This window comes from Exiguobacterium sp. HSB13, from assembly GCF_056764755.1.
In genome coordinates this window covers 168,254-185,946 of sequence record NZ_JBUZOM010000004.1, presented here as the reverse complement: position 1 = coordinate 185,946, position 17,693 = coordinate 168,254, and the positions used below count along the sequence as shown (strand labels likewise).

Here is a 17,693-nt window from a genome sequence, read left to right as displayed (position 1 = left end):
AAAAGGTTCAATCGTCTTCTGACATTGAACCTTTTTCGTATATTCATCTCAAAAGGAAGTGACTATTTTGTATCCTTGGATCTATACACGGGCAAAAGAACAACCAGATGACGTCGCGCTCATTACGGAAACCGAGCGATGGTCGTGGTCTGAACTGTATACACGTGCTCACCGCTTAGCAAGTACATGGGCGACGATTGTGACACGCGGAGACCGGATTGCTCTTTATGGTCCATCGAGTGCGCGCTACATCGTCGCACTTCATGCGGCTCAGTTGCTCGAATTGACCGTCGTTCCGATTAACACACGTTTGACACAGACAGAAGTATTACGTCAATTCAAACAAGCAGATGTACGGCTCATCGTGACGGACCGAACACTCGATACAAGGATCCCGTGTGTGGCTTTCTCTTATGAAAAAGAAGCCCCTGACCTGTTGATCCGTCATATGCCCAAGCAATACGTCCAATCGATGCTCTTTACGAGTGGTACGACCGGACATCCGAAAGCCGTCGAACAAACAATGTTGAATCATTTCTCGAGTGCGACGAACGCCGCGCGTCATATCGGATCACTGCCAGAGGATCGTTTTTTGATCGTCACACCGCTATTTCATATGAGTGGGTTAGCCGTCGTCTACCGGGCGGTCATCTACGGAGTGCCGATCATCCTCGAGCCACATTTTTCCCCAGAACGCGCCTTGCACTGGATCACGACGGAAAAGATTACCCATGTCTCACTCGTCTCGGTCATGCTCGACCGGTTGCTCGAAGCTGGGCTACGTCGTCACGCGCTTCGCGTCGTACTGACAGGAGGCGGTCCTGTTCCATTACCGATTCTGACGCGAGCCCTTGACCGCAACATCCCTGTCATGCAGACATACGGCATGACGGAAACGGCTTCCCAAATCGCAACTCTCTTGCCCGAGGATGCTTTACGAAAAATCGGCTCGGCCGGACAAGCAATTCATCCGACACAAATCCGCATCACGCGTCATCAAGAAATCGAAGTCAAAGGACCAACGATCATGAAAGGCTATTTTCATGAGGAAGAGAAAACGGCAGACGCTTTTACGGCAGATGGTTTTTTCAAGACTGGGGACTTAGGACGACTGGACGCCGATGGATACCTCTATGTTCTCGATCGTCGAAGTGATCTTATCATCTCAGGTGGAGAAAATATTTATCCGGCTGAAGTCGAATCAGCGCTTCTCTCGATCAATGGGATTCAAGAAGCAGGTGTCGTTGGACGCTTTGACCCTACATGGGGGCAAGTTCCGGTCGCCTTCATCGTCAGTAGCCTTGAAGAGACAACCATCCGAACCGAGATCAGTCAATTGCTCGCTAAATATAAGTGTCCGGTTGATTACGTCTATCACAGCACTTTACCGCGTAATGCGAATGGCAAATTGTTACGCAAGCAACTGAAGGAGTCATTATGAATATTGCACTACGCTCTGCCGAACTGTTCGATGTTCCACTCGTCTTTCGGCGTCCGATGCAAACCGCCCTCTCAACGTTGACCGTGCGCCGGACGACAATTTTACGCCTGACCGATTCGGAAGGGCGAATCGGTTACGGGGAAGGTGCCGCGTTCGATACACCATGGTATACGTCCGAAACACAACACTCTCTCCAAGGAGTCGCCCCGCTGCTGTATCAGTTACTTGAACAGCCACTCCATCATCCAGCAGACGTCACGGATCGTTTCCGCATCATCCAAGGTAATCCGATGGCAAAGGCGATGTTCGAAGGAGCAATCTATGAATTATTCGCAGCAGCTTCCAGGCAATCGCTCGCCACGTATCTCGGAGGTGATGAATCATCCCTCGTACCTTGCGGGAAAGCACTCGGACGGGCTTCTGCCGCACAAACCGTCGAAGCCGTAGGACAAGCGATCGCCTCCGGATATGGACGGATCAAACTGAAGCTCGCTCCGACAGACACGGGCGTTCTCGAGCAGGTTCGCGCCGCTTTTCCTGATGCGCCTTTGATGTTTGACGCCAACGGTAGTTTTACTGAAGCGGACTTTCCTCTGTTACAACAGTGGGATTCATTTGGTCTCGTTATGATGGAACAACCGCTCGCAGCATCGGATTGGTCCGGGCATCAACGACTCGCCGCACTCTTACAGACACCGATTTGTCTCGATGAATCCATCGTCACTCCAGCAGATACCGATTTGATGCAGGCGCTCCACGCCGGTCAGATACTGAATATCAAGCCGGCACGCGTCGGTGGACTGACGAATGCCCTATCCCTTAGACAAAAAGCGCCTTACTGGCTCGGCGGAATGTTCGAGAGCGGTATTGGGCGTCGTCAGACCCTTGCTTTTGCAACACTTCCTGGACTCGCTTATCCAATCGATATGGCAAGTACTGCCGATTATTTCGAAGAAGATTTGCTCGAGACTCCGTATCATGTCGAACACGGACACATACGGTATTCCGCTCCGGCCGTATCCGAATCACAATTGAACAAATTGGCAACCTCTCGAATCTCCTTGTAACAAGAACACTACGACAAAAAAGAGGCAATGGATTAATTTCCTTTGCCTCTTCTCGTGTTTTACTATATGAGCTTTTCTTAGAACGATTCTTTGCCATCGACTTTCGTCAAAATCTCATACCCGTCTTTTAAGACGACGACAGTGTGCTCGAATTGTGAGACGAGACTCCGGTTCGGTGTGTATAACGTCCAACCATCCCGCTCATCTTCGATACAGAACTCATCTCCCGTTGAAATGAACGTCTCGACAGCAATGACTTGCCCTTCCTTCAACAAATCGTTTTCTTCACGATTGAAATAGTTCGAGATAGATTCTGGCTCACCATGAAGTGTCTTCCCGAGACCATGTCCTGCTAAGTTACGGATGACCGTGAAACCACTCTTACGTGTCTCAGCGTAGATCGCTTTTCCAATCTGGTTGACCTTCGTTCCGGCTTTGACTTTTTCAAGTCCTTTCTCAAGTGCCGTCAACGATACTTCAACGAGTCGGACATCTTCCGGACGTTTTGCTTCTCCAGCGATGACCGTCTTCCCTGTGTCCGAGTAGTAGCCGTTCTTCACAGCCGAGACATCGACATTGACGATATCGCCTTCTTGAATGACATACTTCCCTGGGATACCGTGTGCTGCGATATCGTTGACACTGATACATGTCGCTCCTGGGAAATCGTACATGACGATTGGAGCAGACTCTGCCCCCTGTTCCTTCAGGATACGTGCTCCGATGTCATCGAGTTCCTTCGTCGTGATTCCGGGTTTGACGGCATCCGCCATCTCATCGCGTGCCATGGCGACGATTCGTCCAATTTCTCGTAATGCCTCGTAATCATAATCTAACACTTTCATTTCCTCCTCATTCACTCAATCGTTCTTGATATAGATAATCTGCAGATATATCCGCAAATAAGAACATCCCATTACCGAGCGGCATACTAAATGTCCGCGTTTGTTCGCTCGAGCTGAAGTCGACATATCGTTCGGACAAATATCCGCTATGTCGTCGTTCCATCGCTACCGTCGTCCGGATGAAGTAAGGACGAAAACTCCAATTATATCCCTTGTAGAAGGAATAGAGTTTCCACTCCCCACTCTTTTTACTGACGTTTGAAGATTGTTGGAATCCATTCGCATCCGTGATATAAAACCGGATGAATTCCGGCTCCATCTTCCGGGCGAGCGTCAGCAACCATTGGTCGAGATCTTGCTCCGGCTTCAAGGACTGACAATCTTCATTAAATCGGACTGTCCAGTCTTGCTCCAGTTGGAACAAGCGATTCATCTGTTCGCGATCATATTTGTAGAACATCGGAACTTCATGGATCAACACTTCCATACCAGGACAGGTCATGACCCATTCAGGTGATGCTTCTCCAAGTAAATTACCCATGTAGTAACGCCCTCCGTGCTGCCACGCATACCGAAGTTGACCGAGATGACTGATATTCTTATACAAAAGTGGCGCTCCGAGCTGATCACAGAGGTGCTCCATCGTCTGTAAGAGATGCGGATATGACGCTGAGACAGTCTTTTTCTCAATCATGGAGGATAAATCGACGATCAACATATCCGGTGACATCGAAAAGACACGTTCGAGACTCGTTGCTTCCGCACGGTCCAGCGCTACCTTCAGTCCAGAGTTCTGGTAATATGCGACGATCCGACCTAGACGGTCAAAATCATCGACTTGGACGTCCGTCAATGTGACGTACATCCGCTCTTTTGGAAACGATGAGTCGACCGTCCGTAAGACATGCAAGAAGTCCTCGCCACCGTTTTCAAACAGCCAAGCTGGACGGCAACGGATTAAGATGAACGCTTGTGCATCGGAGGGTACTTTTTGGAATGCTCGACGGACGACATGCCCCATGACTTCGAGTTGATACTCGATTGGAACATCATCTTCCTGAAAAAATGGTTTTAACGGTTCTCCACGAAAATGGGACTGGATTTCATACCCTTCCACCTTAAAAGGGGCAGCTCCTACGATCGGTTGAAACCACGCCTCTATCTCTTCGGGATGAACGATGACATCTAATGCATCCATTCTATTCCCCCCTTGTACTCTTGTTCTATCTTAACAAAAAAAGAGCCTCTCTGTAACGAGAGAGCCCCTGTTTTACGATAACGTCGTATCTTTCCGCAAAGCGATATACAAGTACACACCGAATGTCGCCGTCAAGTAGATGATACTCAGGACGCCGTATTGAATTCCGACGGCTCCTCCCTTACCGATGGCTAGCACAAGAAAGATGATGCCACCGAATAATAAGGTCGCCAACGGAATATAACGAAAATGTCCTTTTGTCGTCCGCTCACAAATCTTTTTCGTCGCGATAATCAGTGCAACGAGACAGACGGATGCTGCTACATAAATGGTATACACGAATGATTCAGCCCTCTCCCTATCGTTCATGGCTCATTTTATCATGACCGCTTAGATAAATCATAAAAAAGAACCGACTTGTCTGTGACAAATCGGTTCGAATCGTTTACTTTTCAAAACGTGGTTTACGTCCACCACGGTTACGATCGCTTTCGCTACGGTTGCTACGTCCAGCATAACCGCCTTCACGACGATCTGATGAAGAAGATGAACGACCACCTTCACGACGATCACTACCGCTACGTGGGTTGTTTCCACGGTATCCGCCACTGCGGTTGCCGCTTCCACTTCCACCTTTGTTTCCGTAAGGACGACGATTTCCACCACCGTTGCTACCGAAACGTTTCACGCGGATTGGTTCGATTGAAGAGATTTGGACTGGTGTTGCATCCGGCTCTTTCGTCAATCCTTTAAGTGCTGCTGAAAGAAGTTCCACTGCTTCGTACTCTTCTAAGAGTTCTTGTGCAAGTGTCGTATATTCTTTTGAGTCTTTTGCTTCAACACGTTTGATGAGTTCTTGTGCAGCAAGCTTCAAGTTGCCTTCTAAGATTTCATCAAGTGTTGGTGCATGACGACGTGACATTTTTTTGTTCGTAACACGTTCGATTGTTTTGATTTGACCGAATTCACGCGGTGTAACGAATGTGACAGCCGATCCTGTTTTACCAGCACGACCTGTACGACCGATCCGGTGAACGTAGCTTTCTGGATCTTGTGGGACATCGAAGTTGTAGACGTGTGTGACACCAGAGATGTCAAGACCACGTGCTGCAACGTCTGTCGCGACGAGGATATCGATCGTTCCTTTTTTGAAACGACGGATGACTTGGTCACGTTTTGCTTGTGTTAAGTCACCGTGTAACCCGTCAGCTGTGTATCCACGTTGGATCAAACCTTCAGTCATTTCGTCAACACGTTTTTTCGTACGACCGAAGATGATTGAAAGTTCCGGAGAATCCGTATCGATCAAACGGCAAAGGACGTCGAATTTTTGGCTTTCTTTTAATTCGATGAATGACTGGTCGATGTTTTCAACTGTCATTTCTTTCGCTTTGACTTTGATGTGTGTCGGAGTCGTCATGAAACGATCTGCGATTTTACGAATTTGTGGTGGCATCGTTGCTGAGAACAAGAGTGTTTGACGAGTTTCTGGAAGTGCACCGAGGATTTTCTCGATGTCTTCGACGAATCCCATGTTCAACATCTCATCTGCTTCATCAAGGATGACCGTTTGAACGTGATCGAGGTTCAACGTCTTACGGTTCATGTGGTCCATCAAACGTCCTGGTGTTGCAACGACGATTTGTGGATTTTTGCGAAGCGCACGGATTTGACGATCGATTTGCTGACCACCATAAACAGGAAGTGCATGAACGCGTTTTACGTCACCGATACGGTTCAATTCTTCTGCTACCTGGATTGCAAGTTCACGTGTTGGAGCAAGAATCAACGCTTGGATGTTGCGTGATTTCGCGTCAAGACGCTCGATTGTCGGGATACCGAATGCTGCAGTTTTACCAGTACCTGTTTGTGCTTGACCGATTAAGTCAACGCCGCTGAGTCCGACTGGAATTGTTTCTGCTTGGATTGGTGTTGCTTCTTCAAAGCCCATTTTTAGGACACCTTTGATAAGTGCCTCACTAAGATTTAATTCACGAAATGTTGTCAATGCTAAATACTCTCCTTTGTCATATGAAAAGCGTCTGCCACTAAACAGACGCTACCGTAACGAATACAATCGACTACCTATTATAACAGAATCTATCACATAAAGATAGAGTGGTTTCTCTTATAATAATGTTTAGGGAAGTCACCATCATAATCGTTGCCATAAGGGCGAGGGAAAGGCGTAATGCCCGGACCGTGCGATGAACGTCATCGCGTGCCCCCACTAGTGATGGGGTATATTCAGTAAATGGTCGCCGGTAATCAAACCAGCCGCAACCACCAAAATGATGAATTCCTTACTATCTATTCGAAACGCAGGCTTACTCGGTCCGATTATTTCGTCAACCGAATACCCGTTTCATTTTTTTCTATTTTTTTGTCTTTCAACAGGCGACCGAGCGCTCGTTTGAATGCTGCCTTACTGAGACCGAATACTTCATCGATCGTCTCGGGAGCTGTCTTATCACCATACGGCATCTGACCATCATGTTCAAGTAGATGGTTCAGAATCAACTCCGCGTCTGTATCAATGGCTTCAAAGGCACGTGGTCGTGCTGAAAGTAATACTGTACCATCTGGTTTTACATTTGTCACTCGTAATTTCAAGACTTCTCCAAGACGCGGCCAACGTTCCATTTCACGTTCATGCAAGAATCCAATCGACTGATCGTTGACCCAGACATTGACGCCTGGTTCGCGTTGTGAGAAGACGAGACCTTCGACGTCCATGTTGTTCCATTCCTCTGGTGCCGGCTTCGCACGTAAGTTGAAGTATGCATAAGGTGCGGGGTCTCCGAGTAACCGAAGCTTTTGATCATGTTTCAGACGAATGAAGAGTTGATCGCCTTCTTCTGGCCAGAACATCCGGCGCTGCGGCAAATCGTCAAGTGAGACGAGAACGTCTTTTTGAATGCCGATATTCGCGAATACTCCTGTGTTATAGCGTGTTCCATTAATCGTCGTCTTGACATAATCTTCAAATGAAGCTTCTGGAATCGTCATCGATGATGCCAGACGCCCTTCATTGTCTTGATACAAGAAGACTTCTACTTCATCATCGAGAGCTACCTTTTGTGTCTGCTCATTGTTATGCAACAACACGTCTTCGTTTCCATCTGTCAGAAACACTCCGAACTCTGCTTCGCGTTCTACTTTTAATGTGACAACCTGTCCTGCGCGTAATCCCATTTCGGGTCATCTCCTCTCTCTATTTGAATTGATTCAAGTTCTTTTGAATCATCCCTCTGTTCTTTCCCTACCATACTATACTCTTTTTCTGTTCACCTCTGATATCGACCACACGATGACAGTTGTGACATCTTTGTGAACGAAACACATTTGCGTGATTTTTTTGAAAAAAAGATATATGATTAAATAACAGGAAAAAGAAGGTTTAGTTTAGGTAAATATGGGGGATAAAAATGTTTCATAATATTCAATCGCGTTCGTTCGCACGACGCTTCACGAAAACATTGGTTTTTGCATTTTTTGCGTTCCTTGCTACGATTGGAATCGTCTTCGCAGAAGGATCAAATAGTACGGATATGACACCGAAGACACCAGCGCTTCAGCAAATCGATCGCCCTTAAAATCTACACCTTCCGTGTGGATTTTTTTATTTTTTCCGGACATTTACAGGACGATAAAGGAAAATCACGACTCACCTCGAATTGTAATGAACATACCATTATTTTTAATTTCGAGGAGGAAACGGACGTGCTCTTCTACTTATTCACGACGATTGCGGGTCTCATCACTACATACTTAAGTTTTGTTACCGGTTATTATACGAGTTCGGTCGGTGTGTTCGTCTTTACGCTAGCGATTTGTCTGTCACTATCATCAATTCGCCAACTGATACGTACGTCCTACCTGACTTACATTGAATACATCCAACACCGCCGTGTCAAAAAACAGTACGAACGGATGAAAAAACGTGAACGTTCTTATCAAGTCTCTTATCCTCAACAAGATTCCAACACACCACTTGCATTCTCCGCGACAGACCAGCATGATAAGTAAAGAACACGATTTCATCATCTAGGAGGAACAGATTCATTATGAACGAAATCCCTTTATCAAACGGTTGGACACTTCGCTACTCCCCTGTCATCGATTTATGGTTGAAGGAAGATGGCGTACTGCTCGTAGATCACGAAGATAAGGTCCGCTTGACTCTCATTTTGGATGAGGAAACGATGGAAATCAAACAGATCGACAATACGAACGCTACGTTCTCCGTCGATCCAACGACACGTCGCCTCACCTTTGAATTAGGAGAAAGCGAAGAGGAATCTGAACCTCGTTACTGGGAATAATCACGCAGACCGGGTGCGACGCCCGGTCTTTTTTTGTACAATAACATCAGTAATAAAAAAAGGAGCTGTCACTTCACTATGATACGTACTGTCATATGGTTCATTTATTTTGGACTTGTCTTACCCTGTACCTTACCGTTTTTACCTAGTGCAAAACGTCGAACCCATCTTGCGCGCTATGCATTCGTCCAGCGTGTAGCAAGCGCCTGGGCGAACTCACTTCTCCGACTCGCTGGTGTTCGTGTCAACGTGACGGGTCGTGAACATATCCCGGCAAACGAACCCGTCGTTTTCATCTCGAATCACCAAGGGAACTTCGATGTTCCGATCCTACTTGGGAAAATCGACAAACCGAAAGCATTCATCTCAAAAATCGAAGTGAATAAAATTCCAATCGTCAATGTTTGGATGAATCTGATGGGATGTGTCATGATTGATCGAAAAGATCGACGCCAATCTCTAAAAGCGATCCGTGCTGGTGTCGAGACAATCAAGGACGGACAATCAATGATCATCTTCCCAGAAGGAACACGCTCAAAAGGCGGACCGATGGCCGAATTCAAAGCGGGAAGCTTCACTCTCGCGACATCAAGCGGTGCTCGCGTCGTACCCGTCGCAATTTCAGGTAGCTATCGAGTCATGGAGGAAACGGGTAAAATTCGTCCTGCCACGGTCGAAGTCACGATTTTACCGTCGATTGATCCGAGTACGATGACACAGAAAGAACTTGTCCAGACAGTCGAACAGCAAATCAAACAGATTGTAGAAGGTGTCTAATATGTTAATGAAAGCAGAAAATCTCAAAAAAGAATTCGCCGATAAAATCGTCTTCGAAGACGTCACGTTCTCCGTCTCTCCAGGCGACCGGATTGGCATCATCGGCGTCAATGGTACCGGTAAGTCGACTCTCCTGCATATCCTGGCAGGTAAAGAGACGGCAGACGCTGGTACGATGCATCACCCGAATGATTATCGGATCCGCTTGCTATCGCAAACGACAGATTATCCGGAAGATCAAACTGTCATGGAAGTCCTCCTGTCTGGTGATACACCAACGATTAACGCCTTGCGTCACTATGAAACGGCGCGTCTAGCACTCGAACAAGATCCGACGAGTGAAACGTTACTCAACCGCTTCATCACAGCTCAGACAGAAGTCGATGCTGCGCAAGCTTGGGACACGGAATCACGCTTAAAGATGATTTTAAACAAACTCGGCATCCTCGATTTGAACGCGTTGATTGGCTCTCTTTCCGGAGGACAACGCAAGCGTGTCGGACTCGCTGAAGCTTTACTCGATGAAGCCGATCTTCTCCTGCTCGATGAGCCGACGAATGAACTCGATGCCGAGACAATTAGCTGGCTTGAGACACAGATTAAGGAATACCGTGGTGCGATTCTACTGATCACTCACGATCGCTATTTCTTGAATCGTGTGACGAATCATATGATGGAGATCGCAAACGGAACGGCTTATTTCTATGTCGGAAACTATGAATCGTTTCTTGAGAAACGTGCCGAACGTCGTGAACGGACGGCTTCTATGGAAGAAAAACGTCAAAACATCCTACGTCGTGAACTCGCCTGGTTGCGTCGCGGAGCAAAGGCGCGGACGACGAAACAAAAAGCCCGGATCCAGCGCGTGGATGCCTTACAGGATCTCTCATACGAAGAAGAAGAATCGACACTCGAAGTACAAGTCGGTTCGACCCGCCTCGGTAAGAAAGTCATTGAAGCGTATGATGTCTCACATCGATTTGGGGAAAGGACACTCTTTGAGTCGTTCAACGCTCTGATCGGACGAAAAGAACGCTACGGTATCGTTGGCCGAAACGGTAGTGGGAAATCAACGCTTCTTTCGATCCTTGCGCAACGCTTAGAGCCGACAACAGGCGAAATCATTCACGGAGAAACAGTCAAAATCGGCTTTTATGGTCAATTTGCTGAGTTCACGCATCCCGAACGCCGTGTCATCGATGAAGTCGAACGGATCGCAAAAGTCATCACGACACTCGCTGGTGAGGAAATCACGGCAAGTCAGATGCTCGAACAGTTTCTCTTTAAGCCAGAAGCCCAATATAAACAAATCGGTAAACTATCTGGTGGCGAAAAACGCCGTCTGAAATTGTTGACGATTTTGATGGAAGAACCGAACGTCCTCTTCCTCGATGAGCCGACGAACGACTTGGATACCGAGACGTTATCCGTACTTGAAGATTATTTAGAATCATTCCCAGGTACCGTCATTACGGTCAGCCATGATCGCTACTTCCTCGATCGGGTCGTTAATCGTCTGATTGCATTTGAAGATGCGAACATCGTCTTTTATTACGGACAATATACAGACTATCTCGAGCAAATGACGACACCTGTTTCTCCAGTCGTCGTTGAAAAGACGGTTGAGGTTGTTACACCTAAAGTAGAGGTACCGAAGAAGTTGAGTTATCAGGAACAACAAGATTGGGCGATCATTGAACAACAAATCGCAGAGAGTGAAGCTGAACTGGAACAATTAGAAGCCGAACTTGCTTCGGCAGGAAGCGACCTCGGTAAGGTCAATGAACTGTATCAATCCATCGAGAAGACTAAAGCAACACTGGACGAACGAATGGAATATTGGACCTATCTTTCCGAAAAAATCGAGGCATTTGAAACGTATCGTCAATCTAATCAGTAATTTCGATAAGCGGAGTTCTTCACTAAGAAGAGCTCCGCTTTTTTCATGAAATGGAAAACATCTCTTGTTTTCATTTTTATATGAAAATATATGTGAATTCATACTAGATATCGGGTAATGTTATAGCATATTTCTTTTTTTAAGGAAGGCTTGCGAAAGGAGGAGTTCCGATGAAACGGATCGTTCAAAACATCTACCCTACCGTCGCATTCTACTTAGTCGTTACGTATATTCTGCTCTGGCTATTGCCAGAAGACCGCTCGTTACAACTCTCGTCAGTCATTAGTTTGACCGGTTCTTTCATGATTTTCTTACTTAGCCGATCTAGTGTCCTTAAACAAACTTCTTTCCCTTATAAATGGCTATCCATTGCCTTCTTTTCGTATTTTTTAGGTGATTTACTGAATATGATCGGACGTCTCTTACAATGGAACTCTATTAATCTGAACGTCTTGCTCGATCTACCTTACACGATTCACTTGACGATGATGGTCTTTTTCTTTTTTCGACAATTGGATTTGTCTTTATTTAAAAAACAAAAGTTGTTGATTCTCGATTCTTTGACCTTATTCACCGTGTCGATGATTGCTGGATACATCGCTATTTTCCGTTTTGTTCCTTCTTATACACGAACAGTGCTCGAACAGATCAGTTGGACATTTTATGCTTTCTTAACGATTTTATTGACACTGTTCTTTTTCTTACTTTATGCTTCTGGACTAAAACGAAACGTATCGCGAACAGGATTCATCTTTCTTATACTCGGAACGTTTTTTCTCGGAATGACGAACTTTGTATTTTATACGTTGTTATTGAACGGCGAACCACAAATAGCGGGTCTATTGCTCCCGCTATATCCACTTAGCAGTTTATTTATCCTCGCCTTCATGAATACGCGTGCCCTTCCCATCAGTCGTGAGCAACAAGCGACTCTCATTCGGGTCGAGACGCTTACGCGTTCACTGATGGTTTATATCTTGTTATCTGTGCTGATTCTTTATATTACATTCTTCCCTGTCTCTCGAACTTTCTTCTTATTGTCTGTTGGTATTACGTTTTTATTATTTTTAACACGCCAGCTTTTCTCTTATCGGGAAAATCTTCGGTTGTTACAGGAAATAACGGCACTGCAAACGAATCTAGAAGACATCGTCCATCAAAAAACAGCACTCTTACAGTTACGGGAAAAAGAACTGACGTCGCTTTTTCTGTCTTATCCAGAAGTTGTGCTTGAAATCGATGCAACGTATCAGATCCGATCCGTCAACCCGGCTGCTACAGTGGCGGGATGGAATGATCTGCCGCTCGGACCGAGTCACCGCTTACAACTCGATCGACTCATTCCATTGCTTCAGCAAGAGCAGTTGACCTATCCCGCTCACCTTCTGCATGTACCGGCTACGGAGGAACATCCAGAAACCTTTTTGAATACGACTGTCATCGATATTCCACATCAGCAACGCTATTTCGTCATCTTAGCGGATGTCACGGAAGATTATCAGCAGGAAGTATGGCTAGAACGTTTGGGATACCACGATTCGCTCACTCGTTTGCCAAACCGACGTTACTTCGAAGAACAACTTTATTTAACTCTTCAGTCGCTAGATCACGGTTCCTTATTATTCATCGATTTGGACGGTTTCAAACAAATCAATGATACCTACGGACATGATGTCGGTGATTTACTGTTACAAGAAACGGCAATGCGTCTTCAATCAATGACGACGACAACTGATCTCGTCGCACGTTTGGGAGGAGATGAATTCTTGATCTTCATTCAGGCATCTGCTTCAGAAACACGACAGTTTGCCGAACACGTTCTCGAAGTCCTGAATCATCCATTTTATATTCAAACGTACACGCTTCGTGTCACACCATCCATTGGAATATCCTTATATCCTGAAGATGGTAAGAGTTCGGAACAATTATTGATTCGAGCAGACGAAGCCATGTACCATATTAAGAAGACCGAAAAAAATAACTATATATTCGCTTCCCACATCAAACGTTAGGAGGGATCCCTTGCTTAAATCGACCTATTTCATCCGTTGGTTCCCTGCCATGCTTGTCATCTCATTTGCCTTAATGATCCTTGCTACATGGACCCCTTCCATTTCTAATCGCATCGTCGAACAAGTACTTCAGTATATATCACTTGGATTGATTGCTTACTTCATCCTTACGGCTTATCGTAAGGAGAAAACATTAATAGTGCCAAGACGGAAGTTCTGGCTGATTGCTTTAGGCTCATTAGTTCTATCCTGTATCGGTTCCGTTCTTGAAACATTACGTTTCTTTGATTCGGACTTTCCAGTTCCATCATTTTATAGCCTAATTTTATTTTCGATATCACATTATGTATTCTTATACGCAATCTTTTACCGGATCATCACAAAACGAACGCTCGGACAACATGTGCTCGCTTTCATCGATGCTGCAATCATCGTCGTTTTCATTGGACTTGTCGCGTTTCATGTTCTCAATGAATTGACGAATCCGGGGCTTCAAACTGTTCCTTATGCCATCATCGTCATTACGAACACATCACTTGGCCTGTTTGTCTTCTTCTATTTTACATTCATCCAAGAAACACATTGGGTATCACGAATGGCATTGTTTTTATTATTCTTATCCATTTTCATTCGTGGTATCTATGAAGTCTCCAGTGTCTACTTCCCGGATTTTTCGGCGCATTATCTGCTGTTCTTTCCGATATTGATCCGTTTGGCGCAAAGCGCAGCTATTTTATGGCATGTTGATCATATTGAAGAAGGGACCGCACGAACGACGGTCATTCCCCGTTCGTGGCTTCCTTTACTGGCCGTTCCTTTATTCATCCATTACATGGTGGAACAAGAAGGTGGAAAGCTCGACATCTTCGTCATCTTATTCTTGCTGATTGTTCGACAAATCTTGATCGCCCGTCAGCATAGACTAATCGTCGCACAATTACACGAACGAAATGAGCAACTTGCTTCACGCATCGAACATCGAAAACAACAAATCCAAGAGAGCGAACAACAAGTCATTCCACTGTTTCTCGGTCATCCCGATCCGATGATTCGACTTAATCAGTCCGGCACTGCGATGTACGCAAATTTAGCTGCTCAACGTCTTTTTCATTTGCCCGACATGACGATTGAACATGTTCCTCGTACGATGCGTCATTTGTTGGAGACGCTTGAAACAGATGTCGATGAGTATGAAGATGAACAACATAGACAATATGAAATCATTGATATTCCGATTCAGATTGCTGCTACCTCGATGGGGCGATTCACGATTTTGCATGATGTCACGGAACGCAAAATCCGTCAAAAACGAATTGAATACCATGCCTACCATGATGCTTTGACGAGTATCGGAAATCGTCGTTCTTTAGAGCGTGATTTTTCAAATCGACTCCCTGAAAAGAACTATCTCGCCTTAGTCGACTTAGATGGATTCAAGCAAGTCAATGATACGTATGGTCACGAAGCCGGCGATTATGTCTTGATTGAGGTAGCAAAGCGATTGAGCGAACATATGAATTCTTCAGAATCCGTGTATCGCCTTGGTGGAGATGAATTCGCAATCCTCTTACAAGCCGATGATGAGCTGTCCTTACGACGAAAATGTAAATCCTTCTTACAATTTTTAAGACGTCCCTATGTCTATAAAGGACAATCCTTATTTGTTTCCGCAAGCATCGGTGTGACAGCATGTCACGCAGCTGATCTTGAAACATGCTTAAAGCAAGCCGATCTTGCCATGTATCGTGTGAAGCACCGGGATAAGAACGATGTCGCTTTATATCGAGCGGATTCATGAAAAAACCTAGGACACGTTGACCGTAATCAGTCATGTGTCCTAGGTTTTTTAGATCATTCTTCTGGTCTCGGGGCAATGTTGCCTTCTTCGATATCGAGGAGCAAGTCGATTAATTCCGCACAAAACTCAGGATACTGACGGAGTAACGCGTCTTCTCCCACTTCATTGACGAAGTCCGTCAACAAAGCAAGGACTTCTGGTACTAATGCGCGCGCTACCTTCATGTAGGCAATCGCAAAGCGCCACTTTCCAGAAATATAAAGTAGTTTTCCAACCAACAGATCACCCGGTTCAACTTCGATCTCAGAGAGATCGGTTTGATACGTCTGTTTCGACATTAAATCAACGACACCATCTGCCTCGACTTGAAACAGCGAAGGCATCGGGTCCGCCAACCCACGTAAGGCGCGATAAAGACTAGGTGATAGCTCTTCTTTCACCTGCTCGAGAAAACGACCGTGCGGTGTTTTTCCTTGATCATCCGTTTCATAGAAGATTGCCCAGTCAACGAACAAGTCCCGGAACAATTCAGCATCTTTTAAATACCAACGTCCTTCCGTCGCGATTTCTTCAATGAAAGCGACCCAGTCCGTACTGCGTGATGTCGCTGCTTCTTGATACATTTTTTTCAAGGCTGCATTCATTTCCGCTTCAGAAACCGTTGTCGGAAATGGAATTACTTTTCGATCGTTCTTCATTTCGATCGCCCTTTCCGGTGTGGAGTAGCCGGTCGCTTAATCGTCTGAGGAGCTGTAAATTCACGTTTCGGAATGACTTCTCCGCGGTAAATTTCCATTGGCTCCATCTCGACGCCCATTTGCTTCGCAAGTGTTTTTAAGTGTTTTAGGTCTTGATCCGTTACAAGAGCGAGTACCATACCGTTTGCATTACCACGTCCCGTCCGACCTGAACGGTGTACAAAGTCGTCAAGCGACTCCGGTAAATCGTAATGGACGACGTGTGTGACCGCTTCGATATCTAAACCACGCGCCGCAAGACCTGTCGTGACGAGTAATGGGAATTCTCCTTTTTTGTAAGAACGTAACGTCTCCATCCGCTCTCGCTTTCCTTTTTCAGCGTCTAAAATCCGGTATTTCAATGAGAATTTACTCAACTCTCCATTCAATGGACCAAGGAAAGAGCGGTTGTTGATGAATGTCAGCACTTTCGAACCTTGCATGTTCGCAAGACGACGTAACAGTTCCGGTTTCTGACGACGTGAAGTTTCCAAATAACCGAATGTCACTTGTGTGCTAACGGCACGCTCAACACGAATCGTCTCAGGATCATTCGCAAGCGTCCGTCCCCATTCCGCTGTCCGTTCCGGCAATGTCGCTGATACGAATGCTAGCTGTCGATCGCGTAATGCACTGTTTGCGATTCGCGTCGCCGAGTCACTCATGCCACTCTCATAGATTTGATCCGCTTCATCTAAGACGATCAATTTCACCTTATGCATTTTCAACTTCTTCGAATCAATCAACTCAACAAGGCGTCCAGGTGTACCAACGATGATTTGCGGTTTTTTCTTCAATCGTTCATATTGTCGTTTTAATTCAACTCCACCAATGAATGCACCGGATTTGATCCCACTTCCTTGAGCAAACAATTGAATGACTTGATGAATTTGCATGACGAGTTCCCGTGTTGGTGCCGTGATCACGACTTGCACGTGTGGTTCTTCTACTTCAATCTTTTCTAAAGCTGGAATGACATAGGCAAGCGTCTTCCCTGTACCTGTAGGCGCTTCAGCAAGGACATCTTTTCCTTCGCGCAACAATGGGATCGCTTGTTCTTGAACAGGCATCAACTCCGTAAAACGTGCCCGTTCCCATGCTTCCTGTAAAAATGGTTTTGTAAAGTTCATAACGATTTCTCCTACTCTCTTAATTCCATCATGCCGTTACGTATTCGACATGATCTCCTGATGCATCACGGTAACCCCGTAATGTCTGTGTATATTCATTTCCTGCATCGAGCAATCGAATGTGGAATCGGATCTCGCCTTCACCGGCTTCTTCTTCTAGAATCTCGAATCCTTGGATGACACGATCCTGTAATTCTGCAGCGAGTGCCGGATACTCCGAAAGACTCGCATACGTCGCTTTTACGTCGACGGGACGGCGAACAAGCGCAATCCAATACGATTCATCATAGCCGATAAAGTCTTCATAATCAAAATCGTCTTCAAACCGAATCCAGAATCCATCATCTTCGAATTCCGTGATCATTCCCGTTCGCGTCGAACCGTCCGATCCGATTTTCAGCGAGACCCAGTCTCCCGACTGATACTCTCCTTGTTGTGTTAATGATACATACTCCATTTGGCA

17 protein-coding genes are annotated in these 17,693 nt (G+C 45.8%); 9 read left to right on the top strand and 8 right to left on the bottom strand.

The features are described 5' to 3' along the window. Positions 1-67 precede the first annotated feature (67 nt). The gene (gene menE, locus ACZGCQ_RS15760) at positions 68-1,441 is read left to right on the top strand and encodes an o-succinylbenzoate--CoA ligase (protein WP_481266811.1); all 1,374 of its coding nucleotides are present in this window, start codon (positions 68-70) and stop codon (positions 1,439-1,441) included. Beyond that, the gene (menC, locus tag ACZGCQ_RS15755) at positions 1,438-2,508 is read left to right on the top strand and encodes an o-succinylbenzoate synthase (protein WP_481266810.1); all 1,071 of its coding nucleotides are present in this window, start codon (positions 1,438-1,440) and stop codon (positions 2,506-2,508) included. Before menE ends, menC begins: the two co-directional genes overlap by 4 nt. Positions 2,509-2,585: 77 nt before the next feature. On the opposite strand, the gene map is transcribed toward menC, so the two are convergent. The 5 genes from map to ACZGCQ_RS15730 all read right to left on the bottom strand — a co-directional run bounded on the left by map (position 2,586) and on the right by ACZGCQ_RS15730 (position 7,746). Beyond that, positions 2,586-3,347, bottom strand: coding sequence for a type I methionyl aminopeptidase (gene map / locus ACZGCQ_RS15750; protein WP_371742190.1), 762 nt, complete (start codon positions 3,345-3,347; stop codon positions 2,586-2,588). Positions 3,348-3,360: 13 nt separating this feature from the next. Beyond that, a complete protein-coding gene (locus ACZGCQ_RS15745; RefSeq protein ID WP_481266809.1) occupies positions 3,361-4,551 on the bottom strand; it encodes an EAL-associated domain-containing protein in 1,191 nt (396 codons plus the stop codon). A 72-nt stretch (positions 4,552-4,623) separates the two neighbouring features. After that, positions 4,624-4,890, bottom strand: a complete 267-nt coding sequence (locus tag ACZGCQ_RS15740; RefSeq protein WP_029340877.1) for a hypothetical protein — start codon at positions 4,888-4,890, stop codon at positions 4,624-4,626. A gap of 106 nt (positions 4,891-4,996) precedes the next feature. After that, a complete protein-coding gene (gene cshA, locus ACZGCQ_RS15735; protein WP_481266808.1) occupies positions 4,997-6,559 on the bottom strand; it encodes a degradosome RNA helicase CshA in 1,563 nt (520 codons plus the stop codon). Positions 6,560-6,891: 332 nt separating this feature from the next. Then, complete coding sequence (locus ACZGCQ_RS15730) at positions 6,892-7,746, bottom strand: CvfB family protein (protein WP_373953487.1); 855 nt, start codon at positions 7,744-7,746, stop codon at positions 6,892-6,894. Between the two features lie 233 nt (positions 7,747-7,979). On the opposite strand from ACZGCQ_RS15730, the gene ACZGCQ_RS15725 reads away from it, so the two are divergent. From ACZGCQ_RS15725 to ACZGCQ_RS15695, 7 genes are all read left to right on the top strand, one after another. Then, positions 7,980-8,147 carry a hypothetical protein gene (locus ACZGCQ_RS15725; protein ID WP_023467274.1) on the top strand — a complete coding sequence of 56 codons (168 nt, stop codon included), beginning with the start codon at positions 7,980-7,982 and terminating at the stop codon, positions 8,145-8,147. A 127-nt stretch (positions 8,148-8,274) separates the two neighbouring features. Continuing rightward, positions 8,275-8,580, top strand: a complete 306-nt coding sequence (locus tag ACZGCQ_RS15720) for a hypothetical protein (RefSeq protein ID WP_481266807.1) — start codon at positions 8,275-8,277, stop codon at positions 8,578-8,580. A 38-nt stretch (positions 8,581-8,618) separates the two neighbouring features. Next, positions 8,619-8,876 (top strand): hypothetical protein, encoded by a 258-nt coding sequence (locus ACZGCQ_RS15715; RefSeq protein ID WP_023467272.1) that lies wholly within the window; start codon positions 8,619-8,621, stop codon positions 8,874-8,876. A gap of 78 nt (positions 8,877-8,954) precedes the next feature. Continuing rightward, the gene (locus ACZGCQ_RS15710; RefSeq protein WP_481266806.1) at positions 8,955-9,653 is read left to right on the top strand and encodes a lysophospholipid acyltransferase family protein; all 699 of its coding nucleotides are present in this window, start codon (positions 8,955-8,957) and stop codon (positions 9,651-9,653) included. A 1-nt stretch (position 9,654) separates the two neighbouring features. Further along, complete coding sequence (locus tag ACZGCQ_RS15705; protein ID WP_481266805.1) at positions 9,655-11,553, top strand: ABC-F family ATP-binding cassette domain-containing protein; 1,899 nt, start codon at positions 9,655-9,657, stop codon at positions 11,551-11,553. 170 nt (positions 11,554-11,723) lie between these two features. Next, the gene (locus ACZGCQ_RS15700) at positions 11,724-13,565 is read left to right on the top strand and encodes a diguanylate cyclase domain-containing protein (RefSeq protein ID WP_481266804.1); all 1,842 of its coding nucleotides are present in this window, start codon (positions 11,724-11,726) and stop codon (positions 13,563-13,565) included. Between the two features lie 10 nt (positions 13,566-13,575). After that, a complete protein-coding gene (locus ACZGCQ_RS15695; protein WP_481266803.1) occupies positions 13,576-15,363 on the top strand; it encodes a diguanylate cyclase domain-containing protein in 1,788 nt (595 codons plus the stop codon). Positions 15,364-15,416: 53 nt separating this feature from the next. Here the strand turns inward: ACZGCQ_RS15695 and ACZGCQ_RS15690 are convergent, their stop codons facing one another. The 3 genes from ACZGCQ_RS15690 to ACZGCQ_RS15680 are packed head-to-tail and all read right to left on the bottom strand — an operon-like array spanning position 15,417 to position 17,687. Then, positions 15,417-16,061, bottom strand: a complete 645-nt coding sequence (locus ACZGCQ_RS15690) for a hypothetical protein (protein ID WP_481266802.1) — start codon at positions 16,059-16,061, stop codon at positions 15,417-15,419. Then, positions 16,058-17,230 carry a DEAD/DEAH box helicase gene (locus ACZGCQ_RS15685; RefSeq protein WP_035412637.1) on the bottom strand — a complete coding sequence of 391 codons (1,173 nt, stop codon included), beginning with the start codon at positions 17,228-17,230 and terminating at the stop codon, positions 16,058-16,060. Before ACZGCQ_RS15685 ends, ACZGCQ_RS15690 begins: the two co-directional genes overlap by 4 nt. A gap of 28 nt (positions 17,231-17,258) precedes the next feature. After that, positions 17,259-17,687, bottom strand: coding sequence for a hypothetical protein (locus ACZGCQ_RS15680; RefSeq protein ID WP_214728524.1), 429 nt, complete (start codon positions 17,685-17,687; stop codon positions 17,259-17,261). Between the last annotated feature and the right edge of the window lie 6 nt (positions 17,688-17,693).